General features: G+C 63.8%; 26 protein-coding genes. 14 read left to right on the forward strand and 12 right to left on the reverse strand.

The features are described 5' to 3' along the window. The first annotated feature begins 21 nt into the window (after nucleotides 1-21). Nucleotides 22-264, forward strand: a complete 243-nt coding sequence (locus K663_RS08610) for a YdcH family protein (protein ID WP_030091400.1) — start codon at nucleotides 22-24, stop codon at nucleotides 262-264. Nucleotides 265-426: 162 nt separating this feature from the next. Here K663_RS08610 and K663_RS08615 read toward each other — a convergent pair whose 3' ends face one another. From K663_RS08615 to cydD, 3 genes are all read right to left on the reverse strand, one after another. Continuing rightward, on the reverse strand, nucleotides 427-1,689 hold the full coding sequence (locus tag K663_RS08615; protein WP_210766563.1) for an MgtC/SapB family protein: 1,263 nt from the start codon (nucleotides 1,687-1,689) through the stop codon (nucleotides 427-429). A gap of 147 nt (nucleotides 1,690-1,836) precedes the next feature. After that, nucleotides 1,837-3,453 (reverse strand): amino acid ABC transporter ATP-binding/permease protein, encoded by a 1,617-nt coding sequence (locus K663_RS08620; RefSeq protein WP_030091399.1) that lies wholly within the window; start codon nucleotides 3,451-3,453, stop codon nucleotides 1,837-1,839. Then, on the reverse strand, nucleotides 3,450-5,033 hold the full coding sequence (cydD, locus tag K663_RS08625; protein WP_030091398.1) for a thiol reductant ABC exporter subunit CydD: 1,584 nt from the start codon (nucleotides 5,031-5,033) through the stop codon (nucleotides 3,450-3,452). Before cydD ends, K663_RS08620 begins: the two co-directional genes overlap by 4 nt. A gap of 90 nt (nucleotides 5,034-5,123) precedes the next feature. On the opposite strand from cydD, the gene K663_RS08630 reads away from it, so the two are divergent. The 6 genes from K663_RS08630 (at nucleotide 5,124) to K663_RS08650 (ending at nucleotide 9,801) form a co-directional block, all read left to right on the forward strand. After that, complete coding sequence (locus K663_RS08630; RefSeq protein WP_030091397.1) at nucleotides 5,124-6,710, forward strand: cytochrome ubiquinol oxidase subunit I; 1,587 nt, start codon at nucleotides 5,124-5,126, stop codon at nucleotides 6,708-6,710. A 12-nt stretch (nucleotides 6,711-6,722) separates the two neighbouring features. Then, nucleotides 6,723-7,871: a cytochrome d ubiquinol oxidase subunit II gene (gene cydB, locus K663_RS08635; RefSeq protein WP_030091396.1), complete on the forward strand. Its 1,149-nt coding sequence runs from the start codon at nucleotides 6,723-6,725 to the stop codon at nucleotides 7,869-7,871. Nucleotides 7,872-7,885: 14 nt separating this feature from the next. Further along, nucleotides 7,886-7,996, forward strand: coding sequence for a cytochrome bd-I oxidase subunit CydX (gene cydX, locus K663_RS22995; RefSeq protein ID WP_030091395.1), 111 nt, complete (start codon nucleotides 7,886-7,888; stop codon nucleotides 7,994-7,996). Nucleotides 7,997-8,008: 12 nt separating this feature from the next. Continuing rightward, nucleotides 8,009-8,797 carry a TlpA disulfide reductase family protein gene (locus K663_RS08640; RefSeq protein ID WP_030091394.1) on the forward strand — a complete coding sequence of 263 codons (789 nt, stop codon included), beginning with the start codon at nucleotides 8,009-8,011 and terminating at the stop codon, nucleotides 8,795-8,797. A gap of 22 nt (nucleotides 8,798-8,819) precedes the next feature. After that, on the forward strand, nucleotides 8,820-9,299 hold the full coding sequence (locus tag K663_RS08645; protein WP_021246237.1) for a Dps family protein: 480 nt from the start codon (nucleotides 8,820-8,822) through the stop codon (nucleotides 9,297-9,299). Between the two features lie 85 nt (nucleotides 9,300-9,384). Beyond that, nucleotides 9,385-9,801, forward strand: coding sequence for a ferritin-like domain-containing protein (locus K663_RS08650; protein ID WP_030091393.1), 417 nt, complete (start codon nucleotides 9,385-9,387; stop codon nucleotides 9,799-9,801). Between the two features lie 102 nt (nucleotides 9,802-9,903). Here K663_RS08650 and K663_RS25075 read toward each other — a convergent pair whose 3' ends face one another. From K663_RS25075 to K663_RS08665, 4 genes are all read right to left on the reverse strand, one after another. After that, complete coding sequence (locus K663_RS25075; RefSeq protein ID WP_255210268.1) at nucleotides 9,904-10,038, reverse strand: hypothetical protein; 135 nt, start codon at nucleotides 10,036-10,038, stop codon at nucleotides 9,904-9,906. Next, nucleotides 10,035-11,210: a cell division protein ZapE gene (gene zapE / locus K663_RS08655; protein WP_051743818.1), complete on the reverse strand. Its 1,176-nt coding sequence runs from the start codon at nucleotides 11,208-11,210 to the stop codon at nucleotides 10,035-10,037. The genes K663_RS25075 and zapE overlap by 4 nt, the downstream gene beginning before the upstream one ends. A 103-nt stretch (nucleotides 11,211-11,313) precedes the next feature. Continuing rightward, complete coding sequence (locus K663_RS08660) at nucleotides 11,314-11,751, reverse strand: DUF983 domain-containing protein (RefSeq protein ID WP_051743820.1); 438 nt, start codon at nucleotides 11,749-11,751, stop codon at nucleotides 11,314-11,316. A gap of 46 nt (nucleotides 11,752-11,797) precedes the next feature. After that, nucleotides 11,798-13,375, reverse strand: a complete 1,578-nt coding sequence (locus tag K663_RS08665; protein WP_030091390.1) for a phosphoenolpyruvate carboxykinase — start codon at nucleotides 13,373-13,375, stop codon at nucleotides 11,798-11,800. A gap of 408 nt (nucleotides 13,376-13,783) precedes the next feature. On the opposite strand from K663_RS08665, the gene K663_RS08670 reads away from it, so the two are divergent. From K663_RS08670 to K663_RS08695, 6 genes are all read left to right on the forward strand, one after another. Then, a complete protein-coding gene (locus K663_RS08670; protein ID WP_030091389.1) occupies nucleotides 13,784-14,098 on the forward strand; it encodes a helix-turn-helix domain-containing protein in 315 nt (104 codons plus the stop codon). Next, on the forward strand, nucleotides 14,095-15,771 hold the full coding sequence (locus tag K663_RS08675) for a SulP family inorganic anion transporter (RefSeq protein WP_037446394.1): 1,677 nt from the start codon (nucleotides 14,095-14,097) through the stop codon (nucleotides 15,769-15,771). The genes K663_RS08670 and K663_RS08675 overlap by 4 nt, the downstream gene beginning before the upstream one ends. 52 nt (nucleotides 15,772-15,823) lie before the next feature. Continuing rightward, nucleotides 15,824-17,020, forward strand: a complete 1,197-nt coding sequence (gene bktB, locus K663_RS08680) for a beta-ketothiolase BktB (protein ID WP_030090341.1) — start codon at nucleotides 15,824-15,826, stop codon at nucleotides 17,018-17,020. 9 nt (nucleotides 17,021-17,029) lie between these two features. Beyond that, on the forward strand, nucleotides 17,030-17,722 hold the full coding sequence (locus tag K663_RS08685; RefSeq protein ID WP_030090340.1) for a DUF1275 family protein: 693 nt from the start codon (nucleotides 17,030-17,032) through the stop codon (nucleotides 17,720-17,722). 28 nt (nucleotides 17,723-17,750) lie between these two features. Further along, nucleotides 17,751-18,056 carry an alkylphosphonate utilization protein gene (locus K663_RS08690; protein WP_030090339.1) on the forward strand — a complete coding sequence of 102 codons (306 nt, stop codon included), beginning with the start codon at nucleotides 17,751-17,753 and terminating at the stop codon, nucleotides 18,054-18,056. Between the two features lie 96 nt (nucleotides 18,057-18,152). Next, nucleotides 18,153-18,701, forward strand: coding sequence for a cytochrome b (locus K663_RS08695; RefSeq protein ID WP_030090338.1), 549 nt, complete (start codon nucleotides 18,153-18,155; stop codon nucleotides 18,699-18,701). A gap of 96 nt (nucleotides 18,702-18,797) precedes the next feature. On the opposite strand, the gene K663_RS08700 is transcribed toward K663_RS08695, so the two are convergent. The 5 genes from K663_RS08700 to K663_RS08720 form a co-directional block, all read right to left on the reverse strand. Continuing rightward, nucleotides 18,798-19,340: a Tll0287-like domain-containing protein gene (locus K663_RS08700; RefSeq protein WP_231746296.1), complete on the reverse strand. Its 543-nt coding sequence runs from the start codon at nucleotides 19,338-19,340 to the stop codon at nucleotides 18,798-18,800. Nucleotides 19,341-19,432: 92 nt separating this feature from the next. After that, nucleotides 19,433-19,756 carry an ArsR/SmtB family transcription factor gene (locus tag K663_RS08705; protein ID WP_030090336.1) on the reverse strand — a complete coding sequence of 108 codons (324 nt, stop codon included), beginning with the start codon at nucleotides 19,754-19,756 and terminating at the stop codon, nucleotides 19,433-19,435. Next, complete coding sequence (locus K663_RS08710; RefSeq protein WP_030090335.1) at nucleotides 19,753-22,959, reverse strand: efflux RND transporter permease subunit; 3,207 nt, start codon at nucleotides 22,957-22,959, stop codon at nucleotides 19,753-19,755. Before K663_RS08710 ends, K663_RS08705 begins: the two co-directional genes overlap by 4 nt. After that, the gene (locus K663_RS08715; protein ID WP_030090334.1) at nucleotides 22,956-24,005 is read right to left on the reverse strand and encodes an efflux RND transporter periplasmic adaptor subunit; all 1,050 of its coding nucleotides are present in this window, start codon (nucleotides 24,003-24,005) and stop codon (nucleotides 22,956-22,958) included. The genes K663_RS08710 and K663_RS08715 overlap by 4 nt, the downstream gene beginning before the upstream one ends. Before the next feature lie 39 nt (nucleotides 24,006-24,044). Further along, nucleotides 24,045-24,383 (reverse strand): rhodanese-like domain-containing protein, encoded by a 339-nt coding sequence (locus tag K663_RS08720; RefSeq protein ID WP_021246226.1) that lies wholly within the window; start codon nucleotides 24,381-24,383, stop codon nucleotides 24,045-24,047. Between the two features lie 83 nt (nucleotides 24,384-24,466). Between K663_RS08720 and K663_RS08725 the strand changes: the two genes are divergently transcribed. Next, nucleotides 24,467-25,747 (forward strand): NAD(P)/FAD-dependent oxidoreductase, encoded by a 1,281-nt coding sequence (locus K663_RS08725; RefSeq protein ID WP_030090333.1) that lies wholly within the window; start codon nucleotides 24,467-24,469, stop codon nucleotides 25,745-25,747. Nucleotides 25,748-25,776: the final 29 nt, after the last annotated feature.

Below are 25,776 nucleotides of genomic sequence, written 5' to 3' on the forward strand. Positions count from 1 at the left end.
AGTTTCATCAAAGGAGTAATTATGTCGAATACCCCCCACACCCTGAGCGAGGAATTCCCCGGTCAGATGGACAAGATTCACGCCTTGAAGGCTTCGGACTCTCGCTTCGCGCAGCTTCTTCTCGATTATGATGTCGTGAATGACGAAATCCACGTGGCTGAAACCAATATCGAACCGACCTCGCAAGATCACGAGACCGAACTTCGCAAGCGCCGCCTCGCGATCAAGGATCAGATCGCCGAAGCCCTGTCGCAGGCCGCCTGATCTGCCCAAGGGCCGGATGCCGCGCGTTCGGCCCTTACGACAATAGCCGGCCATGGCTCTGCGTCGCCACAAATTCACGGCCAGCAACGAAAGCGCGCATCCCCGCTCAGGAATGGACCTGAACCAGCTTCGAACCAGTCACGAGCTGCCCGCTCATCGCTCCTAGCGAAACACCATGAGCGCGGCGATACCGGCAGCAGATGCCAGAACTGATGCGAAGAGTGGGCCGGACGCCTTCCAGCCTTGCTTTGATGGCCCTGCCAGTACCAGCGTGAGTACAGCCTTCCACATCGTGTTGGCGAGCACGGGCACCGCAAGCACCAGTCCGGCCGTGTCGGGTTTCAGCATATCCTCAGGCAGCCCCGCGAGCGTGAGTACGGCTGCGTCCACATCCCACATGCCCGTAAGGCCAAGCACAACGACAATGCCCTGATCGCCGAACCGCGCGAGCGCCCAACGTGCCGGGACAGCAATCAACGCAACCGCGCCCGCCAGCAGAAGCGCCGGCCCGAAATCCAGCGGATTGCCCAGCTTCACCTCGCTGGCGCCATCACCATCCACCTTGGAGCGTAGCGCCAGAAGGGTTGTCAGACCGCCGACGACGAAAGCCGGAACCATTGCAAGCGCGAGCGATGTGCTGGCGTAGGGGATGAGGGTAAAAGAGAGTATCTGGACGCGCGCGAACATCACGAGCGAGGCGAGCGCAATACCAGCAATCAAGGGGCCTTGCGGACCATCATTGGCGCGCAAACGCCGGGCATAGGCAACAGTGACCGCCGTGGACGATACCAATGCCCCGAACAAAGCGGTTATCATGACCCCCTTGTCCGCGCCGAGCCGACGACTGGCGACATAGCCGGCGAAGGAGAGTCCGAGCACGACGACGACGACCATCCAGATTTGCCGCGGGTTCCAGGCCTCAAAGGGGCCGTAGCTCGCATCCGGCAGCAGCGGCAGGATGACCAACGCGACGATCGCGAACGTGGCGATCGATTCGACCTCCTTGTGGCTCATCCCTTTGAGCATGGCGTGGGATTGCTGCCTGAGCGTCAGGATCAAGGTGGTTACCGCCGCGACGGCCAGCGTCTCGCTCACCAGGCCCTGCCCGGCCATATATCCCAAGGCGAAGGTGATAATGCCGACCAACGTATTGGTGATGGACAGGCTGGCCGTGCGGGCTTGTTCGCTGCGATATCCAAGAACCAGGCTGGCAGTGACCGCCAGCCCGATTACCGCCGCAAGGCTTTCGGGCATATGGCTGGCAAGGCCGCCGGCAAGACCGAGCAGGCCAAAGGTGCGCAAACCGCTGACCCGGCTGCCATCCGCTGCCTCGCGCTGCCGCCAGCCTCGCTCGATACCGATCAGCACGCCTACCGCGAGCGCCGCAGCAAGCGAACGAAGCAGTTCCATATCAAGCGATATCAAATGATCACTCCACGGCAAGGTAATCGATCGGGAACGGTAGTATGAACGCGGCAGATAGGCTCCTCCTTATGCGCGACGTGGATTGAATGGATTTGATTACGCGCGCCAAATCGATCCGCCCCCAGGCCAGCTACAGATATCCCTATATTAGCGGCGATCCTTCAAGTTGATTGTTCGACCCTTGCCGACGAGACTCAAGAAAATCGGTCGATGACTCACCACCACGACTCCGGTCCCTGTCTCGCGAAGCCACGCGTCGAGGTGGCCCGCAAGCCGCGCCTCCGTCGCCATGTCCAACCCCTCGCTCGGCTCGTCGAGCAGCAGCCACGGCCTGCCGGCAAGCAAGGCGCGGGCGATCGACAACCGCTTGCGCTGGCCGCCCGACAACCGCGCTCCGCCGTCGCCGACCCATTGGTCAAGCCCATGCGGCATCGCGCGAATATCGACAGCGAGGCAGGCGACTTCCAGCGCCGCCCAAAGCCGTTCGTCGCTGAGGCCGGGGCGCGCCACACGCAAATTGTCGCGGATGGTTCCCGACAGGAGCTGGGCATCCTGGGGCGAGAGCGCGAATGCCGCTCGCACGTCCTCGGACGGCAGGGAAGCAAGAAGCTGGTCATCAAGAGCAATGCCGCAATGCTCGCCAGCGGGCCGAATACCAGCGAGCGTTTCCAGAAGGCTGGTCTTGCCGCTGCCGGATTTGCCTGAAATCCCCAAGCGCTCGCCCGCCATGATCCGGATATTCATGCCGTCCCGGTCAAAGGCAATGGTCCGCGCGGGCGCCATGGATGCCGTCGCCTTTCGGACAGGCGCAGACGGTTGACCCGCCATGCCCTCCAATCGCGAGAGGGCGGCCGCGACCAGCGCGCCGCGCGACACCCCGCGCACATAGCCGGAAAGCGCTTCGATCGCGCCCGCCGCCGCCAGCACGGCAAGGACCGTCACCGGCAGGGAGGCATGGGAGAAGATCAGCATCGCGCCCATGGCGATGCCCCCACCCAACACGAGGCCCGCATCGATGATCGCTTCGCCGCGCGCGAACCGAGGTCGCGCGCTGTCCAACTCGGCCGTCTCGACCGCGAGGCTTCGCCCGATCGCCGGAGCGAGATCGTAGGCAAGGATTTCGGGCGAAGCGGCGGCATAGTCCACCATGCTCGCCTTGAGCCGCGCCAGCGCCTCCGCCATATCGGTCGCGGCGCTCGCCAGCAGGCGGGGGGTCGCCAGATGCGCCCAGAGGACAAGACCGGCAAGCAACGCCAGCAAGGCAAGGCTCGTCCAGGGGCTGGCCAGCCACGCAAGGGCAAGGCCGATGGCAGCGCCGGCGAACGCGGCGGGCAATGCCGGCTTACGGACCAGATTGTCCTCCAGCGCGCCGATGTCCTGCACGAGCCGCGTCACGGCATCGCCCGCCGATACGGCCCGCACGTCGCGCACCGACAGGATGCGGTCGAACAGGCGCGCGCGAACCGCGGCGAGCGCCATCAAGGCCGCGCGGTGGCCATAGAGCCGTTCGCCGTAACGCGCCGTCGTCCTTACGATCGCGAGCAGCCTGATCATCGCGCTCGGCACCAGGTAGTTGAAACCCTGCGCGGCCAACACGCCGCCCAGCCCGGCCAGTGCCGCGCCGGTGATGAACCATCCAGACAGGCCCAGCAGCAGGACCGCGGCGATTGTCGCAGCGGAGGCAAGCAAGCCCGCGATTCGGAAGGCGCGGCGTTCGGGGCCGATAGCTTCAGCGAGCAGCAGGTCCATATCCGCGCGGCTCATGAAAGCACCATTTCTTTGGTGGCGATCGCGGCCAGCTCGGCGCTGTGCGTCACTATCAGGACCGTGCGGCCCTTTGCGGCGGACGCCAGTATCCCGGCGATGTCGGCCGCCGATCCCGCGTCGAGATCCGCGGTCGGTTCGTCGAGCAGCCAGAGCGGCGCGTCCTTGAGCAACACGCGCGCGATGCCGACGCGCCGGCGTTCCCCACCGGACAGGCCCGACCCGCGATGATCGAGCGGCAAGGCCAATCCCTGTCCGCGCGCTTCGATCATCGGCCCAAGGCCTGCCAGATGGGCCACGGCTTCGACTGCCGCATCGTCGGCATCGGGACGCGCAAGACGGATATTGTCGGCCAGCGTGCCCGGGACGAACGCAACCGTCTGGCCCGCCCAGCCGACATGGCCGGGAAGCGCAACCTCGGCCGCATCCCGGCCGTCAACCAGAATCCGTCCCCCACCAATGGGGGCCAGCCCCAGCAGCGCATGGAGCAGGCTCGATTTGCCGACCCCGGTGCTTCCGCGCAGGGCAAGGCTGGTGCCCGCCGGGATATCCAGCGTGAAGGGACCGATGGCCGTCTCGCCATAGTCGATCACCACGCCGTCAAAGCGCAGCGCTGGCGGCCCTTCGATCGCGGGTTTCGGCGCGGGCGGAGAAGCGGGCGCGAGCGCTTCAAGGCGTTCCACCGCAGCCTCCCCGACCTGCTTGTCGTGATAGGCGGCGGCAAGGCGGCGCATGGGAAGATAGAATTCCGGCGCGAGGACAAGAACAAACAGGGCTTGGCCCAGGGTCAGCTTTTCGGGAGCCGGAAAGGGCAGGATGCCGAGCAGGTTGAAGCCGCAATAGAGCGCGACCAGCGCCACCGACAGCGCCGCGAAGAACTCGATGATCGCGCTCGACACGAAGGCGACCTTGAGCACATCGATCGTGCGCGCGGCGACCTCGCGGGTAGCGTCGGCAAGGTGGCGGCCGATACGGTCCTGCGCGGCGAAGGCGACGATCACCGGGAGCGCGCGCACCCGGTCGACGAACAGGCCCGACAGGCGACTCAGCGCATCGAGCTGGCGCGCGGCGGCCCGCGCGGCCGCCGTTCCTGCGAGCGCCATGCCCATGGCAAAGGGAATCAGCGTCGCGAGCATGATCACGCCGGCGACCCAGCTCCCAAATACGGCAGCAATCGCGATTATGAGCGGGGACAGGACCGCGGCGCGGCGCAGCGGCAGGAAGCGGGCATGGAAGCCGCCCAGGTCCTCGATCCGGTCGACGGCATCGGCGACCGCCTCGCCCAGCATCCGGCGATCCCCCGGCGCGGCGACGAGAATGCCTGGATACACCCGCTGGCGCCAGTTCGTCTTGACGCGCATAGCAGCCGCTTCGCCGGCGTTGGTCGCACCGATCTGCATCCCGGCGCGAAGCAGGGCGGCGGCTATCAGTCCGCCCGCGGCAAGCGCAAGATGGCCCTGCCCCGCCCCTTGCTCCATTGATGCCACGGCTCCGGCCAGCGCCGCCGCCATGAGGATCGCCGCGCCGCTGTCGCCGATCCAGAAAAGGGCCGCAGCCTGTCTATCTAACGGGTTGCTCATATACTCAATTACGAGTAACGAATAATCATAATCTTTTCAACCGACTCAGGACACCCATGGAAGCCGGGCCGGAACGCAAGGAGTCTTGCCATGGACATGGCTGTGATCGAGCTTTCACGCCTCCAATTCGCCCTGACGGCTCTCTACCATTTCCTGTTCGTCCCCCTGACGCTCGGCCTCTCCTTCATCCTCGTCATCATGGAGAGCATCTATGTGATGACGGGCCGTGAGATCTGGCGCACCGTCACGCGCTTCTGGGGCAAGCTGTTCGGTATCAACTTCGTGCTGGGCGTCGCTACCGGCATTACCATGGAATTCCAGTTCGGCACCAACTGGTCCTACTATTCGCATTATGTCGGCGACATCTTCGGCGCGCCGCTCGCCATCGAAGGGCTGATGGCCTTCTTCCTCGAAGCGACGTTCGTGGGCCTCATGTTCTTCGGATGGGACAAGCTGTCCAGGGTCGGGCATCTGCTCACCACCTTCATGGTGGCTCTCGGCTCGAACCTATCGGCGCTGTGGATCCTCGTCGCCAATGGCTGGATGCAGAATCCGGTGGGATCGCGCTTCAATCCCGAAACGATGCGGATGGAAGTCTCCGACTTCATGGCGGTGCTGTTCAATCCGGTCGCGCAGGCGAAGTTCGTCCATACGGTGAGCGCGGGCTATGTCTGCGCCTCCGTTTTCGTGCTGGGCGTCTCGGCCTGGTATCTGCTCAAGGGCAAGTGGGTCGCGGTCGCGCGGCGCAGCTTCACGGTCGCCGCCGCCTTCGGCCTTGCCTCGTCGCTGTCGGTCGTCGTGCTCGGCGACGAAAGCGGCTACGCGCTGACCGATAACCAGAAGATGAAGCTCGCCGCGCTCGAGGCCATGTGGCACACTGAGCCCGCGCCCGCGGGCATTGCCGTTGTCGGCTTTCCCAGCGTCGCCGACCGCGAGACCTATTTCGAGGTCAAGATCCCCTATGTGCTCGGTCTCATCTCCACGCGCAGCCTGACGGGCGAAGTCTCCGGCATCTTCGAACTGGTCGCCAGGGCGCAGGACCGCATCGAGAACGGCATCAAGGCCTATGATGCGGTGGAAAAGCTGAAGGTGGACCAGAAGGACATGGTCGCGCGCGAGGCATTCGAGGAAGCCAAGGCCGATCTTGGCTATGCCCTGCTGCTGAAACGCTTCGTCGCCGATCCGCGGCAAGCCACGCCCCAGGACATCGAAAAGGCCGCATGGTCGACCGTGCCCAATGTCCCGGTGATGTTCTGGGTGTTCCGGGTGATGGCCGGCCTCGGCTTCTTCTTCATCGCCTTCTTCGGCGCCGCCTTCTGGATGGCTTCGATCCGCAAGCTGAACTGCGACAGCCGCTTCTGCCGCACCTTCCTGCGCGCGGCGGTCTGGGTCATCCCGCTGCCGTGGATCGCCATCGAATTTGGCTGGATCCTGGCCGAGATCGGCCGCCAGCCCTGGGCGATCGATGGCGTTCTGCCGACGTTCCTTGCCGCCTCGAGCCTGACCGTCGCGCAGCTCTGGACGACGATCATCGGGTTCACGGTGATCTATGGCGCGCTCGCCGTCATCGAAGTGCGGCTGATGCTGGCGGCAATCCGCAAGGGACCGGACCAGCATCGGCCTCCGGCGCCATCCCCCGAAACCCACAGCGGCTACGCGCCCATCCCTGCCGAATAAGGAGAACAGGTCATGGCACCTCCCATCGACTATGAAACGCTCCGGCTGATCTGGTGGCTGCTGATGGGCGTCCTCCTGATCGGCTTCACTCTCACCGACGGCTTCGACCTCGGCACCGCCGCGCTGCTGCCCTTCGTCGCGAAGACCGACGCCGAACGGCGTCTCGTCATCAACTCGATCGGCGCGACCTGGGAAGGCAACCAGGTCTGGTTCATCCTCGGCGGCGGCGCGATCTTCGCGGCCTGGCCGTTCGTCTATGCGGTCAGCTTCTCGGGCTTCTATCTGGCCATGTTCCTCGTCCTCGCCGCGCTCATCCTGCGGCCCGTGGGCTTCAAATACCGCTCGAAGAAGCCCGATGCCACATGGCGCTCGCGCTGGGATTGGGCGCTGTTCGTCGGCGGGTTCGTGCCTGCGCTGGTGTTCGGCGTCGCGGTCGGCAATGTCCTGACCGGCATCCCCTTCCGGCTCGATAGCGATCTGCGCTCCTTCTACGAGGGCAGCCTGCTCGGCCTGTTCCATCCGTTCTCGCTGGTCGCCGGGCTGCTCTCGGTCGCCATGATCGTGCTGCACGGCGCGAGCTGGCTTGCGATCAAGATCGAACGCGGCGTCGTGCATGACCGCGCGCGCGCCTTCGGCAAGGTCGCGGCGGTCGCGTCGATCCTGCTGTTCGCGCTGGGCGGGGTCATGGTCGCGAAAATGGGCATGGGCTTCCGCCTGACCCATGCGGCCGATCCGCTCGGCCCGTCCAATCCGCTGCTGTCGGGAACGGTCGCGGCGCCGGGGGCCTGGCTCAACAATTATGGCGCCCATCCCTGGATGCTGATCGCCCCGATCCTCGGCTTCGCGGGGCCGCTGCTGGCGTGGATCGGCATCCGCAAGGGCCGCGAGGTTCTGGCCTTTGGCGGCTCATCGATCGGCGCGATCGGCATCATCGCGACCGTGGGCCTCTCGATGTTCCCGTTCATCCTGCCCAGTTCGATCGACCCGGCCTCGAGCCTGACGGTCTGGAACGCCTCGTCCAGCCATGTGACTTTGTTCATCATGCTGGCCGTGACGGTGATCTTCCTGCCGATCATCCTGCTCTACACCGCCTGGGTCTACAAGGTCCTGTTCGGCCGCATCACGCTGCGCGATGTCGACACCAACCCCGACTATTACTGAAAGGACGACTTTCCATGTGGTATTTCAGTTGGATTCTGGGCGTGGGCCTCGCCGTCGGGTTCGGTATCCTCAACGGCATGTGGCATGAATTCCACGCCGATCCCGATGAGGACATTGCGGCCTGACCGCGACGGATCATGATTGCCATCGGCCCTCTCGCGCTCGCGTTGGAACGGCTGTTCGCGATTCTCGGGATCATCGCCTTCCTGGCGGCGGCGAACTGGATAGGCCGCCGTCGCGGCGTGGATTGCGATACGGCCGCGTGGCGGGCATTGCTCGCTGGCCTCGTTGCAGCTCGCGCGGGTTTTGTGGCGCAGAACTGGCATGCCTTCGCCATCGAACCCGCAACCATCCTCTATGTCTGGCAAGGAGGTTTCTCGCCGCTCCCCGGTCTGGTGACTGCCGCAATCGTGCTGGGCGTGTCACTACGGCGATCTCGCGCCCTAGCACCTTTGACACTCGTCTTCGCGGGCTGCGTCGCGGTCACATCCGGCGCCACGGCAGCGGCCCTTGCCTCGGCGCAGCGACCTCTACCGCAAGGAATCGTTCTCCAGTCGCTGGACAGCGGAACGAGCCTGCTCGACGATCGCCGGGGCAAGCCGTTCGTCGTCAATCTCTGGGCAACCTGGTGCCCGCCGTGCCAGCGTGAAATGCCGATGATGGTCGTAGAAGCGGCACACTCGGCCGTGCCGATCCTGCTTGTCAATCAGGGCGAGGATGCAGACAACGTACGTGCGTGGCTGGACAGCAAGCGCCTTGAAGCGGCGCACGTCCATCTCGACCGCGACCTGCGCATAGCTGCCGCGACCGGCTCGGCCGGGCTTCCCGCGACGCTGTTCGTCGACAGCAAAGGCGTGATCCGTGCGCTCCATGTCGGTGAAATCTCGCGGGCCGCCCTGCTCGCGGGACTACGCGATCTGAAGTAGAGTTTCGATCAAGGAGAAGACCATGACCAGACAAGTGAATATTGGAATCGGCGAGGAAGATCGGGTTGCGATTTGCGAAGGCCTGAGCCGCCTCCTGGCGGACACCTACACTCTCTATCTGACCTCGCACAACTTTCACTGGAACGTGACCGGGCCGATGTTCAACAGCCTCCATGCCATGTTCATGACGCAATATACCGAGTTGTGGAACGCGATCGACCCGATCGCCGAACGCATCCGCTCGCTCGGACAGCCCGCACCCGGTTCCTACGCGCAGTTCGCCAAACTCAGTTCCCTGCCCGACGCGCCGGAAGTGCCGCCGAAGGCGCTCGACATGGTCGACATCCTCGCCAAGGGGCATGAAGCGGCCGCCCGCACGGCGCGCACGCTGTTCCCTCTGGTCGAGAAGGCGAGCGACGAGCCGACCGCGGACCTGCTCACCCAACGGATCGGCGTGCATGAGCAGGCCGCATGGATGCTGCGCGCCCTGCTCGAAGAGTAAGACACGCTCAACGACTGGCCCCGGCCGCGCAATCTCTGCGAGGCCGGGGCCGTTAGCGAACTGCCGCCATTGAAAGGACGAGACCTTGGCTACGTCAAAGCTGGCAAACATCCTCCTCGATGCGCTCGAAGACGAGCGGAAGGCGGAGGCGACCTATGCCGCCGTGATCGAAAAGTTCGGCCCTGTCCGGCCCTTTTCCAACATCATAGAGGCCGAACAGCGCCATGCCGCCGCACTTGAGCGCCAGCTTGCCCGGCTGGGCATCGACGTACCGCCCGATCCATGGACGGGGAAAGTGGCGGCACCAGCTTCTCTCGCGCAGGCTTGCGAAAGCGCGGTCCAGGGCGAGATCGAGAATATCGCGCTTTACGACCGGCTGATCCCGATGGTCGACGACCCCGCGGCGCGCCAGGTGATGGAAAACCTGCAGGCCGCCTCGCGCGAGCGCCACCTTCCAGCTTTCAGGCAATGCCTGGAGCGGGAACGCGATCGCCGTTCGTGACGGCCTCCCTCAATCGCGATCACTCAGGCACAGGCTGCTTTTGGGATCCGTAATCGACGGTGGATGGCATCGACAGAGGGCGCGAGGCATGACCTGTCGGCGTCAGCGCCTTTGGCGTTCCTCGAACAGCTGCGCTTTCTCGTACATTTCCTTCGCCTCGGCGAGGCACACATCACGTCTGTTCAGATAGACATCGCTGTTTCGGACTGCCGGCTTGAGATCCGGTTTCGGAATCATTCCATAAGCCTTTGTGTTCTCGATGGACGCTGAACCTCGGCGAGCGCGACCTCGTCGCTCACTCCATGACCGCGGGCGAGATAGTCCTGCGATCCCATTTCGTTGAGGCGCGAGATCGTCCGCTCGAACTCGAAGGCGTCGTCTGCCGCGCAATACAGCGCGTCGGGTTCGCGATCGGCGGAAGCCAGCAGCTTGACGCCATTTTCATAGAAGGCGTCGATCAGTGTCTTGAATCGCGCCGCTTCCGATTTCCGGTTTGCGTCGAGAACGGGGATCCCGACCAGGATCACGGTGTGATAGCGGTAGGCCAATGCAAGATAATCGGGAATGCCGCGCGGTTCGCCGCATAGCCGCTTGAATGAGAAGACGGCCACGCCTTTCAGCGACTTGGGCACGAACAGTTCTCGTCCGCCCTTGATTGCCAGTGTTTCGGAGGGAACATGCTCCCGGTCCTCGACCGGAAAATCGGTCAACCGGAAGAACGCCCGGCTCAGGGCTTCCGTCGCCGCATCGCCATTGGGCACGTGCCAGGTCTGGAACCCTCCAAGGCGCTGCATGCGATAGTCAGTCGGCCCATCCAGGGTGAGCACATCGAGCCGATCCTTGAGGAGCGCGATGAATGGCAGAAAATGTTCGCGGTTGAGGCCGTTCTTGTAGAGGTCCTGAGGCGGCCGGTTGGATGTAGCGACCACGGTAACGCCATGTCCGATGATCCGGGTAAACAGCCTCGACAGGATCATCGCGTCAGCCGAATTGGTTACGATCATTTCGTCGAAGGCGATCAGCCGCGCTTCGGCCGCGATGGCATCGGCGACCGGCAATATCGGATCGCCGGTCTCCTTGGCGCGTTCGGAGCGTAGCCGGTCATGCACCTCCTGCATGAACTCGTGGAAGTGGACGCGCCGTTTCCCGGCGATCTCGACGCAGTCGAAGAAGAGATCCATCAGCATCGATTTGCCGCGGCCGACCCCTCCCCAGAGATAGACTCCCCGCACGGGATCGGGTTTGCGCCTGACGAAACGCGACAGGAGGCCCTGACGGCGCGCCTGTGCTTCCAATTCCGCAACCGCCTTGCCGAAACGCAGAGCGACCTGCCGCTGGGCGTCGTCAGGGCGCAGCTGACCCGTTGAAATGGCGTTCACGTAACGCGTCAGGACTTTGCTCTGAGGCAAGACAAAGTTCTCCGGCAAAAAGTTGAATTTGAGAAGTCGCGCATCGGCCCGACAGCCTCATACCCTGGTCAATCTCGAGACTGGCCACGGCCGAAGCTGAAGATCATGTATCGGCGTCGTCCGGAATTGCTCCCGGGCGTTCCCTGCGAAACCCATGCATGCCGAACCACCACTGCAAGGCAATGATGGCTCCCTTGGCGGGCTGAAGCAGCCCGACCATCAGGAGCAACGCCAACGGAAGCAGGATCGCCATCAACATCGGCACGGACATTTCCGCGCGACTGGTCACGGCGATAATGAGCGGCGCCATCAGATGCCCCGTCACGAAGATCGAGACATAGGCCGGGAAATCATCAGCTTGCTGATGCGTCCAGTCCTGGCCGCATTGCGGGCAATGAGGGATCGGTTTCAGGAACCGCATGAACAGGCGCGCCTCGCCGCACCGGGGGCATCGCCCGCGCAACCCGCGCAGGATCGCGGCCCAACCTGTGACCGGCAAGACAAGCTTGCCGGTTACCGATCCCTGTTCATGAGCGGGCATGGATTCTGGCTTTTCGTGAAACTTGTCAAAGGGGAACCGGATGAGGTCAGGCATCGAACCATCCGGGAGGGGCCGCCGCGCGGATGCTTTCGTCGACATGAGCGACAAACTGCGTGAAGTTGCGCTTGAAGCGGTCGACCAGGGAACGCGCCGTGCCGTCATAGGCGGCCCCATCAGCCCAGGTGGAACGCGGGTCGAGAATACTCGAATCCACACCCTCTACAGCAACGGGGACCACGAAGCCGAAGTTGGGATCGGTGCGGAACTGTGCGCCTTCGAGAGTCCCGGAAAGCGCAGCATTGAGCAGTGCGCGCGTCACCTTGATCGGCATCCGCGATCCCGTTCCATATTGGCCGCCGGTCCAGCCGGTGTTGACCAGCCAGCAATCGACATTCCCCGCGGCGATACGCTTGCGAAGCAGATTGCCGTAGACGCTGGGATGCCGCGGCATGAACGGCGCGCCAAAGCAGGTCGAGAACGTCGCTTCGGGTTCGGTGACACCGAGTTCGGTGCCCGCGACCTTGGCTGTGTAGCCGGACAGGAAATGATACATCGCCTGTTCGGGCGTTAGCTTCGCGATGGGCGGGAGCACGCCGAAGGCATCGGCCGTCAGCATGATGATGTTCTTCGGCACCGGCCCCATGTTCTCGGCGGAGGCATTGGGGATGAAGTGGATCGGATAGGCGCCCCTGCTGTTCTCGGCGAGCGAGGCGTCGTCGAGGTCGAGTGCGCGGGTTTCCGGATCCATGACGACATTCTCGAGGATCGTACCGAAGCGGCGGGTGGTCGCATGGATTTCAGGCTCCGCCTCGGCCGAGAGACGGATCATCTTGGCGTAGCAGCCGCCTTCGAAATTGAAGACGGCGCTGTCCGACCAGCCATGCTCGTCGTCGCCGATCAGCGTGCGCGAAACATCAGCGGACAAAGTGGTCTTGCCGGTGCCCGAGAGGCCGAAGAAGATCGCGGTGTCGCCATCGGGACCGATGTTCGCCGAACAATGCATCGGCATGACGCCCTTTTGCGGCAGCACATAGTTCAGCACCGAGAACACCGCCTTCTTCATCTCGCCGGCATAGCCGGTGCCGCCGATCAGGATCAGCCGGTGGGTGAAATCGATCGCGATGATGGTTTCCGACCGGCAGCCATGGCGTTCGGGATCGGCGCGGAAGCCGGGCAAGTCGATGATGGTGTAATCCGCCGTGAAATGCGTGAGTTCATCCGCCGTCGGCCTAACCAGCATGGTGCGCACGAAATGCGAGTGCCAGGCCAGTTCCGTGACGACCCGGACTCCGACACGGAATTCCGGCTGCGAGCCGCCGAACAGATCCTGGACGAAGACGTCGTCGAGTGCGGCAAGATGCTTGAGGAAATCCTCGCGCAGATTGGCGAAGGCTTCTTCCGACATCGGCTTGTTGGAAGCCCCCCACCAGACATCATCCCTGGTGACCTCATCACGGACGATGAATTTGTCCTGGGCCGAACGGCCGGTATGTTTTCCGGTTTCAACCACGAAGGCGCCATGCTCGGACAGGCGGCCTTCACCGCGCCGCAAGGCGATCTCGACGAGTTCGGGCGTATCGAGATTTTCGTGAAGCGTCCCACCGGATTTGACCGTGATGTCCAAAGCTGCGGGGATCTGCGTGATTTTGCTGTGTGGCCTTTCGGATCGGGTTGGAAGGAAGCAGGCGGATCGGGCGTCGCCCGAACCTGTTCCGACGGGAAGTTTCAGCCTGAGCTTCGGGCGCCGAAGACGATCGGGTTGCGACACCGGACTCGCCGCCGCCGGGGCATCCGATGGCGGCGCCTGTCGACCTGCACCTTTGCGGCGGTGCTTTTTCTCCACGATCATTTGCTCATCTCCGATCTGGAGGCTCGAAGGTCGCAGCCCTCAAGACCATCGGCTTTCTCAGACGCGGAAATACCTCACCCCGACAAAGCGCGTGTGATCGATTATCCGGTACAATGCACATATACAACTCCCTCCTAATTTGTTAAGAGTGATATTTGATGTATTAAACATCATGGAGCCAACATGATCACGTCGCAGCAAATGCGCGCCGCGCGCGCCCTCCTCGGACTTGATCAACGCCAGCTCGCCGCGCTGGCCGGCCTCTCCCTGCCGACCATCCAGCGCATGGAATCATCCGATGGCCAAGTGCGCGGTGTGGTCGACACGCTGGTCAAGGTGATCACCGCGCTGGAAGGCGCAGGCATCGAACTGCTGGGCGAGAATGCGCCCAGCACGGGCGTGGGCCGCGGTGTGCGTCTGCGCGAAACGACCGCGGGAAAGTCCGGCGGCCAGGGGCAGTCGCTTCTCTATGACAAGGCGGAGGAACCGGTCAGGTGAGCGCGAAAGCCTATACGCCCAAGCTCATCACGACCTTGCGCGAAGGGTACACCGCTCAGACCTTCCGCGCCGACGCCATAGCGGGCCTGACGGTCGCGATCGTCGCGCTGCCTCTTGCCATGGCCCTGGGCATCGCCAGCGGCGCTTCTCCCGACAAGGGGCTTGTCACGGCCGTGGTGGCGGGGTTCCTGATTTCCGCGCTCGGCGGATCGCGGGTCCAGGTCGGCGGACCCACGGGCGCCTTTGTCGTCGTCATTTTCAATGTTATCGCCCAGCACGGCTATGATGGGCTGCTGATCGCGACGCTCCTGGCAGGCATCATCCTCATTGCCGCCGGTGCGTTTCGCCTCGGGCAGATGATCAAATTCATCCCCCATCCGGTCGTCACCGGATTCACCGCGGGGATCGCCGTTATCATTGCCTCGAGTCAGGTGAAGGACTTCCTCGGGCTCTCGATGACCGAGGTCCCGGCTGAGTTCCTGCCCAAATGGCAGTCCTATCTCGCCGCTCTGCCGAGCACCAGTTGGGCAACTCTAGGCGTCGGGGTCGGAGCACTTGCGACCATCATCGTGCTGCGCAAACTCGCGCCCAGACTGCCCGGGTTCCTGATCGCGGTCGTGGTAAGTTCCCTCGCCGTCGCTCTGCTCAAGCTCCCGGTCGACACTATCGGCTCCCGCTTCCCGGACATTCCTTCCGGCCTGCCGATGCCGTCCCTGCCGGAATTCACCTTCGCCAAGATCAATGCGGTGATGCCTTCGGCATTCACCATTGCATTTCTCGCCGGCATCGAAGCCCTGCTGTCGGCCGTCGTCGCCGATGGCATGGCCGGAACGCGGCATCGCTCCAACCAGGAATTGATCGGCCAGGGCGTCGCCAATATCGGATCCGCCCTGTTCGGTGGGCTACCCGCGACGGGCGCGATTGCGCGTACCGCCACCAATATCCGCTCCGGGGCCAGAACCCCGGTTGCCGGAATCATGCATGCCGTGTTCCTTCTTCTGTTCATCCTGTTCGCCACGGACCTGATGGCATTCGTACCCATGGCCGCGCTTGCCGCGATCCTGTTCATGGTCGCCTGGGGCATGAGTGAATATGAGCGGTTCATTGCCTTGCTGCACATGCCCAACAGCGACCGGGCCGTGCTGCTACTGACATTCGGCCTGACGGTACTGGTGGATCTCACCGTCGCAATCGGCGTCGGCGTAACTCTGGCCTCGCTCCTCTTCATGGCCCGCATGAGCGAGGCTGTCGAGGTCGACAGCAGCGGCCGGCAGGACATCGATCTCGATTCCGAAGACGTTCACCAGCGCGACGCGTTGCCGGAGGGTGTCGAGGTGTTCCGGATCACCGGCCCGTTCTTCTTCGGCGTAGCAGGCGAACTGCTCGATACGCTGCGCCGCGTCGGTCAGTCGCCCAAAGTCATCATCCTGCGCATGCGGCTCGTTCCCCTGCTCGATGCAAGCGGCGTCCAGGCGCTCGAACAGTTCATCGAACAAGCGCGCGTCGCCGGCGCAACGGTCGTGTTGTCCGGCGTGCAGCCGCAACCGAAGTCGATGCTTGCGCGCGTTCACCTGGAAGCTGGTTCGGACAAGCTTTTCTATGCCGCGGACTTCGCCAGCGCCCAGTCGCTCGCGGTCAGCTTGCTCGAAGCGCCCAAAACTCAGCCGCACTGATCGGCGCACCCTGCTGCGGTTCGGGCGAACATATTGTCGAAAGGAAGGAAATTTGAACGACGTCGTGATCCTGTCGGGTGTGCGCACCGCTATCGGGGATTTTGGAGGCAGCCTTAAGGACGTCGCGCCGTGGGAGCTTGGCCGCATCGTCATTGCCGAAGCCATCAAGCGGGCCGGAATCGAACCAGGCCATGTCGAGCATGTTGTCCTTGGCCAGGTCATTCAAAGCGAACCCAGCGATGCATATGTCTCGCGAATTGCCGCTATCGCGGCGGGGATTCCCGATCGGACCCCGGCGCTCACCCTGAACCGCCTTTGCGGATCGAGTGTGCAGGCGATTATTTCCGCCGCCCAAATGATCGCATTGGCCGAGTGTGACATCGCCGTTGCTGGCGGTGTCGAGAGCATGAGCCAATCCCCACACGTTCTCAAGGGCCTGCGCTGGGGGCGCAGGATGGGCGATGAAATGATGATCGACGCGATGAACGCGACGCTGAGCGATCCGTTCGGTGCAGGTCACATGGGGGTCACTGCCGAGAACGTTGCCGAACGTCATGGCATCACCCGGGCCGAGCAGGACGCGCTGGCGGCCGAAAGCCATCGCCGGGCAGCAAGAGCACAGCAGGAAGACCGTTTTCGCGAGCAGATCGTTTCCGTCGAGGTCAAGGGCCGTAGCGGCACCTTTATGTTCGAGGCCGACGAGCATGTGCGCACCGACGTTTCCAGCGAAGGCCTCGGCGCACTCACGCCCATCTTCCGCAAGGATGGCGGGACCGTAACGGCGGGCAACGCCAGCGGCATCAACGACGCTGGCGCGGCTCTGGTGCTGGCTTCCGCCGCCGCCGCCGAGAGACACGGCCTGACACCCCGCGCCAGGGTTGTAAGCTGGGGACATGCCGGTGTTGCCCCCGAAGTGATGGGGCTCGGTCCCGTCGAAGCCGTGCCCATCGCCCTCAAGCGGGCCGGACTATCGCTTGACGACATCGACGTGATCGAGGCGAACGAGGCTTTTGCCGCGCAGGCTTGCGCGGTCGCCAAACTGCTCGATTTCCCGCCCGAGAAGGTCAATCCCAATGGCAGCGGCATTGGACTTGGGCATCCCGTCGGGGCAACCGGCGCCATCATCACCATCAAGGCGCTTTACGAGCTCGAGCGTATTGGCGGCCGCTACGGGCTTGTGACCATGTGCATTGGCGGCGGACAAGGCATTGCACTCGTGATCGAGCGATTGCCGAGCCAGGATGCGTAAGAGGCGAGCATGAGCGAACCGGATCGGACAGGCAGACGGCCCAGCTCCCTGGATATCGGCAGAGCGCAGCGCGCGCTGGTCCAACTGGCCGCCATGCTGGCGGCCCTTGCCGGCGCGATCAATGCAGCCGGCTTTCTGGCATTCGGGCACGTCTTCCTTGCCTCGCCCGAGGCCAACGCCACTGTTCTGGGCACGAGCCTTCCCGGTGGCTTTGGTATCACGAAATTTGTGGGCGGAATGATCTTCAGCTTCGTGGGGGGTGTGGTCCTCACGACCTTGATTACGCACTGGCTAGGCCGGTACCGGCGCACAATCGCGCTCGTTTGTACCGCAATCGCGTTGGCCGCCGCCTATCTGACATTCCTCTCGCATCTGGCGATCATCCCGGCCGTGCTGATCGCGATGGCCATGGGTAGTGCTCATTGCACTTTTGAGAGGGATGATCCCGACCTGCAGGAGGCTATTTCGCCCTCCACGCAGGTCGTGCGGTTCGGGGAGGCATTGGCCGGCGGACGGCATCACGCGAACTATCGCCAGCTTGGCTTGCATGCATCCTTTTGGCTGGTCTTCCTTATTGGCGGGCTTGCAGGCGCTGTTGCGTGGATCACGCTCGACGCCAGAGCCTTTGCCGTGGCTGCCCTCGTCGCCGCATTGCTGGCAATGCGCGCCTGGCTGATTGAACGCGATCTGTTCGGTGCCTGACGCACATTCCTGACCGATGGAGAACTCCATGAGCGAAGATGAATATGTCTACGATGAAGAATCCGGTGAATGGATGGCTGCATCCGAACTGAAGGAACGGCGCGCCACCGCGGACCGGATCGAAGTCCGCGATGCCGTGGGCAACCTGCTTGCCGACGGCGACCAGGTCACGTTGATCAAGGATCTGGTCGTCAAGGGCGCCGGCCAGACTCTGAGGCGGGGAACGCTGATAAAGTCGATCCGCCTCACGGATGACCCGCAGGAAATCGACTGCCGGTATGAAGGCATCAAAGGTTTGGTGCTTCGTGCGGAATTTGTCCGCAAGCGCAGCTGACCGGTTATTGCGGTTGTTCGGCGCAAAGCTTCTTGAGAAGGATCAAGGCATTTTTCTCATCTCGCTGGCAATATGAAAATTGATGGGAGGTTCGCCATGAGTACAACCGATATCCGTAACCGCTTCTCTTCCCTGTCGATCACTCTGCACTGGCTCATGGTGCTGCTGATCTCGGTCGTTTACGCTACCATTCTCCTGCGGGAGAACTATCCCAAGGGAACCGACATCCGCGAGGGGCTGAAAACCTGGCATTTCATACTCGGACTCACCGTTCTGGCGCTGGCGATCATCCGCCTGCTGGCACGCCTCAGCCAGCGCACCCCCCCGATCACGCCGGAACCGCCGTCATGGCAGACGCTTTTAGCCAATGCGACGCATCTCGCACTCTACGCGTTCATGCTGGCGATGCCCTTGGCGGGCTGGGTGATCCTGAGTGCGTCGGGCAAGCCGATTCCATTCTTCGGTCTGGAACTGCCGGCTCTTGTCGGCCAGAGCAAAGCCCTGGCGGGACAGATGAAGGATTGGCACGAGACAGTCGGGACCATCGGATATTTCCTGATCGGCTTTCACGCCCTTGCCGCTCTCTTCCATCATTACATCGTCAAGGATGATACCTTGCGCCGAATGCTGCCGGGCCGAACCTGATGGCAAAGCACTCTGGCGATCACGGCGCCGCTGAGCGGTAGGCGACAGCTGCCGCAGCGCTGTAAAATCGGGCCAGCGCAAGCGCGCGCAAGATCGTCATGGGTGCAGACCTCGCTGCGCGCCCTCCCCGCCTTTGATCGCACGCGCCAGGGCTGCCTCCTCCCACCGGATCGAAAAGGCGCCCCGAAGCTGGCCGGAAGCAAAACCCGTCGCCTGATCTGCGGGATAATGCGCGCGGATCGCCGCCATCACCTCCGGGGCGACATTCTCGCCATGGCAAGCGAGGCACATGGGCATGGTCGGTATGGCGCGCATATAGCGATATTGCCCGCCCTCATACGCCGACCAGCGCCTGGGCTTGCCGTCGACGCCAAACGGCGCGGCGGCCCAGCTCTCCATGACGCGGCGTTCGGTAGCGTCAGGACTGGCAGCGGGATTACGCGTGCGCAGCGCCGTGCGCCGGACGGTCGCTCCGCTTTCCTCGGAGATCTGCGCGGCGAGCGCGGGCGCTATGCTCGAACAGACGCTGATCGCGCCTTGCGGACCATCCGCCGCCATCGCGGCGGTCAGCGCGCTCAATAATTCCTTCTGGAAGCGGTCGGCCAGGATATCGGAGCGCGCTTGTGCCTCCTGCACCATCACCGCCGGATCCGACGGCGGCTCATTCGAGGCGCAAGCCCCGAGAGAGACCATGGACAGGAGCGGAAGGACGGCGCGTCGCATCGGATTTCTCAGGATTGTCCAGCACCGGGACCGAAGCGATCGCAGAGCATGTCGATCAACTTGCGGACGTCGCTGTCAGCAAGGCTGTAGTAGATCGTCGTCGCCTCGCGCCGGGTCTTGACCAGACCCCCTTCTCGCAATTTCCCCAGATGCTGGGACACGCTGGATTGCGATTGCCCGCACAACTCCACCATCTCCCCGACGGAGAATTCGCCCTGGGTCAGCCGGCACAGGATCAGCAGACGCTGTTCATTGGCCAGCAGCTTCAGCACGCTCGCCGCATGGGCGGCGTGCTCGGCGAGTTGTGCAAGGGGCGTCTCAAGCGGCATCATCTGGTCGCGGGTTTCCCATCATCTCGAAGCACGATGTAAATGGCCGGAATAACCAGCACGGTCAGCAGCGTCGAGGACGCAAGGCCGAACAGCAGCGAGATCGCCAAACCCTGAAAGATCGGATCGGTCAGGATCACGGCCGCGCCAATCATCGCCGCGGCGGCCGTGAGAACGATCGGCTTGAACCGGATCGTGCCGGCTTCCAGCAGCACGTCGCGCAGCGATTTGTCCGGCGTGGCCGAATGGCGGATGAAGTCGACCAGCAGGATCGAGTTGCGCACGATGATACCGGCGAGCGCGATGAACCCTATCATCGAGGTTGCCGTAAACGGTGCACGGAACAGCATGTGGCCAATGACGATCCCGACCAGCGTGAGCGGCACCGGCGTCAGGATCACGAGCGGCAGGCGGAAGCTTTTGAACTGCGCGACGACGATGATGTAGATCGCCAGCAGCGCGACCATGAAGGCGCCGCCCATGTCGCGGAACGTGACCCAGGTGATCTCCCATTCGCCATCCCAGAGCAGGGACGGCACGCTCTCATCCTCGGGCTGACCGTTGAGACGGATTTCCGGCTTCTGGAGGCCCTTGGCCGCCCAGTCATAGGCATCGACCGCGCGGTTCACTTCGATCATGCCGTAGATCGGCGCTTCATAGGCTCCGGCCAGCTCGGCCGTGACCATGTCGGCATATCGACCGTCACGGCGGAAGATCGCAGGACTCCCCGTCTCGGTGCGCGCTTCGACCACCGCGCCAAGGTCGATGAGCTGGCCGCCCGGCGTCTGTGCGACAGGCATACTCGACAAGGCTTGCGTCCAGCTGCGGTCCTTCTGTTCCAGCGCGATTGTAATCGGTAGTGGGCTGCGGCCATCGCCGCGCGGCGCGTAGCCGACAGTCTGGCTCCCCATGAGCATACCGATGCTGTCGGCGACCTGCCGCTGGGAAAGGCCGTAATAATCGAGCCGGTCGCGCTGCACGTCGAGGCGGAGCTTCGGGCGCGCCTCGCCGAAGCTGTTGTCCACGTCGACGATGAAGGGGACGGACTTGAAGATCTTTTCCAGCTCGGACGCTGTCTTCTGGCGCGTGACTTCGTCGGGGCCATAGACCTCGGCCAGCAGGGTCGCGAGGACGGGCGGTCCTGGAGGCGTCTCGACCACCTTGATAGATGCGCCATTGGGCAAGCGCAGCGCCTTCAGCCGCTGGCGCAGGTCGAGCGCAATCTGATGGCTGGACCGGCTGCGATCCCCCTTGGGCAGCAGCGTCACCATCACATCGCCCTGCTCGGGCTGCGAGCGCAGGAAATAATGGCGGACAAGGCCGTTGAAGTTGAACGGCGCCGATGTGCCGACATAGGCCTCCATCGCCGTCGCTTCGGGCAAGCCTCGCACCACGCCGGCAACATCTTCCAGCACGCGGCCCGTGTTTTCGAGCGCGGTGCCTTCGGGCATATCGACCACGACCTGAACCTCCGACTTGTTGTCGAAGGGCAGCAGCTTCACGGTAACGGCCTTGAAATAGAACATCGAGCAGGCGACCAGTGTCGCCACGCCCACCGCGATCAGGAAATTGCGGGCGGACTTCTTCGTATCGATGACGCGATGCGCGACACGGGCATAGAGCTGCCCCAGCTTGCCGCCGCTCTCGTCATGGCCGTGGCCAGAGCCGAGCGTCTTGCGGGCAAAACGGATCATCAGCCACGGCGCAATGACCACGGCGACGAAGAAGGAAAAGATCATCGCCGCCGACGCATTGACCGGGATGGGAGCCATGTAGGGGCCCATCAGGCCGGAAACGAACAGCATCGGCAGCAGCGCCGCAACCACGGTCAATGTCGCGACCACCGTGGGATTGCCGACCTCCGCCACCGCCTCGATCGCGGCCTGGGTACGGTTGCGGTCATCGTCCATCGCCCAATGGCGCGCGATATTCTCGATCATGACGATCGCGTCGTCGACGAGGATGCCGATCGAGAAGATCAGCGCGAACAGGCTGACGCGGTTGATGGTGTAGCCCATGAGGTTCGAGGCGAACATGGTCAGCAGGATCGTCGTCGGAATGACCACGGCGGTCACGCCCGCCTCGCGCCACCCGATCGCGAAGCCGATCAGCACGACGATGGAGACGGTCGCCAGCGCCAGATGGAACAGCAGCTCGTTGGCCTTCTCGTTCGCCGTCTCGCCATAGTTGCGGGTGACGGCGACCGTGACGTCATCGGGGATGAGCTTGCCTTTCAGGCTCTCGACGCGCTCGAGGATCGCATCGGACACCACCACGGCATTGGCGCCGGCGCGCTTGGCGAAGGCGATGCTGACGGCGGGGGCGCTATGCCACTTGCCGTTTTCCTCCTTCGCCCAGCGCCACGCCCGCGCCTGATCCTCGCGCGGCCCCTGCGTTACGCTGGCAACGTCGCGCAGATAGACGGGCGAGCCGGAGGCAGAGCGCACGGTCAGAAGTCCGACCTCCTGCGCCGATGACAGGGTGCGGCCCGCCGTGACGCCGACCGCCTTGCCGTCCTCGCGGATATTACCCAGCGGAAAGGACCGATTGGCCTGGCTCGCGGCCTCGATCACGCTCCCCAGCGGCACGCCATACTGGCGGAGCCTGGCCGGATCGGGCGCAATGCGGATTTCCTCGGGGCGGCCACCGACGAGGAAGCTGATCCCGACATTGTCGACCTTGGCGATCTCGGTGCGCAGCTTCGCGGCGAGTTCGTAGAGGCTGGCATCGTTCCACTGCCCTGCCGCGCCGGGCTTGGGGGCAAGGGTCAGGACGACAGCGGGAACGTCGTTAATGCCGCGCACCGTCACCTTGGGATCGGGGATGCCGACCGGCTTACGATCCCAATTGGCGCGCAGCTTCTCCTCGATGCGGATCGCTGCATCCTCCGGGTTCGACCCGACGAGGAAGCGCGCCGTCACCATTACGCCATCGTCCTGCGCCTGGGTATAGACATGCTCCACCCCGTCGACGCTCTTGACGATGGTTTCGAGCGGAATGCCCACCAGCTCGGTCGCATCGGCGGCGGACAGGCCGGGCGCCATCACCTGAATGTCCACCATCGGCACGCTGATCTGCGGTTCCTCCTCCCTTGGGATGGAAAGAAGAGCCAGCAGACCGACAGCGATCGCCGCCAGCAGAAACAGCGGCGTCAGGGGGGAAGCGATAGTGGCCCTGGTGAGGCGACCGGAAACACCGAGATTCATGGCCGCGGAGCCTTGGCCGGCTTACCGGGGGCGAACAGCACGTCGCCGGCGGCCGCACCGCTCAATATCTCGACCAGGGCGGGATCGGCCGTCGGCGCGATCTGGACCGGCACCATGCTGAGCCGCTTGCCTTCCGCGACGATCTGCACCTGATCCATGCCATAGCGCGTGGTGATGAAGGAGCGCGGCACGACCAGCGCCTTGCGCGTGCCGATCTCGACCGACGCGCTCACGCGGCGGCCGATGAATTGGGTGGAAAGCCCAGGCAAAGTCGCATCGACGCGGACCTGGCCGCCAGTGATCGCGGGATAGACCTGCGCCACACTGCCTTCGCGCTGCCCGGACGGCATATCCGCTTCATTGACGATCACGCGCGCACCGGGATGGACCTGTCCGGCAACCGACTCCGGCAGCATCAACCGCAGCACCGGCGGCCCCGCGGTAACCGTCGCGATCGACATGCCCGGCGCCACCGGTGATCCGGCGGGAATATCGGCGCGAAGCACCCGACCGCTCGCCGGGGCGATCACCGCCCCCTGCCCCGCGACGCTGACGCTTGCGCCCTGCTGCGCCCGAGCGGCAGCAACCTGCGCATCGGCCGCGCGCGCGGCCGCAACGGCCTGATCCAGGCGCGCCTTGGCATAGACGCCTTGGCCATAGAGATCGCGAATGCGGGCGAGATCGGCATTGGTCCGCGCGGCTTCGGCCTGGGCGGCGGCGGTCTGGGCGCCATAGGCGCTTGTCTCATAGCCGAGCCGCGAATCGACGATCATGCCGATCCGCTGGCCCTTTTGCACCGTGTCGCCGGCACGGACGGAAAGCGACGTGAGGATGCCGGGGATGCGGGCGAGCACTTCGGCCTGGTCGCGCGTGGCGATCTCCGCGCCGACTACCTTCATGTCCGGGATTTCGGTTGCGGCGAGCCGCAGAGTTTCCCCGGCGGGTAGCGTCGCCGCCGCCTGCTCCTGCTCCGGCTTGCTCCCGCATGCCGACAGCGCCAGCGCGGCGCCCGCCAACCAGAGCCACTTGCCCCTGCCGCTCATCATGCCGCCGATACCCCTCTTTTTTGGTTCTCTTTCAGGCTCTCAATCACCAACGACCGGGAAGCCGGCGTCTTTCCACGCACCGATCCCGCCAGCGAGGTGGGTGTCGATCGCGCTCTGCGCCGCCGCGCATTGATCGAGTGCCTGGCCCGAGCGCTTTCCGCCCGCGCATTGCAGCACGACAGTCCGGCCCTTGGGATCAGGGATGTTACGAGGTGAAAAGCCCGACAGTGGCATGTTTATTGCGCCCAGTATGTGGCCGGCGGCGAACTCGCCTGTCTCGCGCACGTCGATCAGGAGCGCCTTGCCGCCCTTCAGCATGGCGTCCAGCTCGGCGGGGCCGATCTCACGGTGGGCATCACGTTTCTTGAATCCGAACATGGCAGCTTCCTCAACTTTGTTATTTGCATATAACGTGTAATGATGATATTCGTCAATGCCATTGAGACATGGAAGGATCGCAGATGGGCAAGCCTTTGATCGTGGTGCTGGGCGCGGGTCTGGGAGGCACGATCGCCTCCTATGAGATCAAGGCTGCCGTCAAAGACCGCGCCGACGTGATGACGGTATCCGATAGCGATACCTACAACTTCATCCCGTCCAATCCCTGGGTCGCCGTGCGCTGGCGCGAGCCTGAAGCCATCCAGGTCCACCTCCCTCCCGTGTTCGCCAAAAAGAAGATCGGCTTCACCTCGGTCGGCGCGAAGCGGCTGCATGCCGGCGAAAAGCGACTCGAACTCAATGACGGCTCATCCATCAATTACGATTATCTTGTAATCGCTACCGGCCCGGAACTCGCGTTCGACGAGATCGAGGGGCTGGGTCCGCATGGCGGCCATACCCTCTCCATCTGCCAGACGCCCCACGCCTCAGCCGCCGCCGATGCGTTCGATGCCTTTGCACAAAATCCCGGCCCGATCGTCGTCGGCGCGGTGCAGGGCGCGTCCTGCTACGGCCCGGCCTACGAATTCGCGATGATCCTCGACACCGAACTGCGCAAGCGCAAGATCCGCGACAAGGTGCCGATGATCTATGTGACGCCCGAACCCTATATCGGCCACCTTGGGCTCGACGGCGTCGGCGATACCAAGTCGCTGCTCGAGAGCGAGCTGCGTGATCGCCACATCAAATGGATCACCAACGCCCGCGTCACCAAGGTCGAGCCCGGCGTCATGCACGTCGAGGAAGTCGGCGAGGACGGCGCGGTGAAGAAGACGCACGACCTGCCCTTCGGCTTCTCGATGATGCTCCCTGCGTTCCGGGGCGTCCCCGCGGTCAGCAATATCGAAGGGCTGGCCAATCCGCGCGGCTTCATCATCGTCGACAAGCACCAGCGCAATCCGGCCTTCCCCGAGATATTCGCGCTCGGTGTCTGTGTCGCCATCCCGCCGACCGGCCCGACGCCGGTTCCGGTGGGCGTGCCCAAGACCGGTTTCATGATCGAATCCATGGTCACGGCGATCGCCGCCAATCTCTCGCTGGTTCTCGACGGCCAGGAGCCGACGGCGGAAGCGACGTGGAACGCGGTGTGTCTCGCCGATTTTGGCGACGGAGGCGTCGCCTTCGTCGCCCAGCCGCAGATCCCGCCGCGCAACGTCAACTGGTCGTCCAGCGGCAAATGGGTCCATCTGGCCAAGGTCGGCTTTGAGAAATATTTCCTGCGCAAGGTCCGCAAGGGCGAGAGCGAGCCCTTCTACGAAAAGCTCGCCATGCACGCGATGGGCATCCGCAAGCTGCGTTTCTGATGCCCCGGCTTCTGGTTTCCCAAGCGAAG

Source organism: Sphingobium sp. MI1205 (assembly GCF_001563285.1).
Taxonomy (GTDB): Bacteria; Pseudomonadota; Alphaproteobacteria; order Sphingomonadales; family Sphingomonadaceae; genus Sphingobium.

Excerpts from the sequence above, each read along its gene's own strand:
- cydB (WP_030091396.1), top strand. The coding sequence starts at position 6,723 with ATGGCACCTCCCATCGACTATGAAACGCTCCGGCTGATCTGGTGGCTG.
- K663_RS08640 (WP_030091394.1), top strand. The coding sequence starts at position 8,009 with ATGATTGCCATCGGCCCTCTCGCGCTCGCGTTGGAACGGCTGTTCGCG.
- cydX (WP_030091395.1), top strand. The coding sequence starts at position 7,886 with ATGTGGTATTTCAGTTGGATTCTGGGCGTGGGCCTCGCCGTCGGGTTC.
- K663_RS08710 (WP_030090335.1), bottom strand. The coding sequence starts at position 22,959 with ATGAATCTCGGTGTTTCCGGTCGCCTCACCAGGGCCACTATCGCTTCC.
- K663_RS08725 (WP_030090333.1), top strand. The coding sequence starts at position 24,467 with ATGGGCAAGCCTTTGATCGTGGTGCTGGGCGCGGGTCTGGGAGGCACG.
- K663_RS08720 (WP_021246226.1), bottom strand. The coding sequence starts at position 24,383 with ATGTTCGGATTCAAGAAACGTGATGCCCACCGTGAGATCGGCCCCGCC.
- K663_RS08715 (WP_030090334.1), bottom strand. The coding sequence starts at position 24,005 with ATGATGAGCGGCAGGGGCAAGTGGCTCTGGTTGGCGGGCGCCGCGCTG.
- K663_RS08700 (WP_231746296.1), bottom strand. The coding sequence starts at position 19,340 with ATGGTGCAGGAGGCACAAGCGCGCTCCGATATCCTGGCCGACCGCTTC.
- K663_RS25075 (WP_255210268.1), bottom strand. The coding sequence starts at position 10,038 with ATGATTCCGAAACCGGATCTCAAGCCGGCAGTCCGAAACAGCGATGTC.
- K663_RS08685 (WP_030090340.1), top strand. The coding sequence starts at position 17,030 with ATGAGCGAACCGGATCGGACAGGCAGACGGCCCAGCTCCCTGGATATC.
- K663_RS08660 (WP_051743820.1), bottom strand. The coding sequence starts at position 11,751 with ATGCCCGCTCATGAACAGGGATCGGTAACCGGCAAGCTTGTCTTGCCG.
- K663_RS08670 (WP_030091389.1), top strand. The coding sequence starts at position 13,784 with ATGATCACGTCGCAGCAAATGCGCGCCGCGCGCGCCCTCCTCGGACTT.
- K663_RS08645 (WP_021246237.1), top strand. The coding sequence starts at position 8,820 with ATGACCAGACAAGTGAATATTGGAATCGGCGAGGAAGATCGGGTTGCG.
- K663_RS08690 (WP_030090339.1), top strand. The coding sequence starts at position 17,751 with ATGAGCGAAGATGAATATGTCTACGATGAAGAATCCGGTGAATGGATG.
- cydD (WP_030091398.1), bottom strand. The coding sequence starts at position 5,033 with ATGAGCAACCCGTTAGATAGACAGGCTGCGGCCCTTTTCTGGATCGGC.
- K663_RS08610 (WP_030091400.1), top strand. The coding sequence starts at position 22 with ATGTCGAATACCCCCCACACCCTGAGCGAGGAATTCCCCGGTCAGATG.
- K663_RS08695 (WP_030090338.1), top strand. The coding sequence starts at position 18,153 with ATGAGTACAACCGATATCCGTAACCGCTTCTCTTCCCTGTCGATCACT.
- K663_RS08630 (WP_030091397.1), top strand. The coding sequence starts at position 5,124 with ATGGACATGGCTGTGATCGAGCTTTCACGCCTCCAATTCGCCCTGACG.
- K663_RS08705 (WP_030090336.1), bottom strand. The coding sequence starts at position 19,756 with ATGATGCCGCTTGAGACGCCCCTTGCACAACTCGCCGAGCACGCCGCC.
- K663_RS08620 (WP_030091399.1), bottom strand. The coding sequence starts at position 3,453 with ATGAGCCGCGCGGATATGGACCTGCTGCTCGCTGAAGCTATCGGCCCC.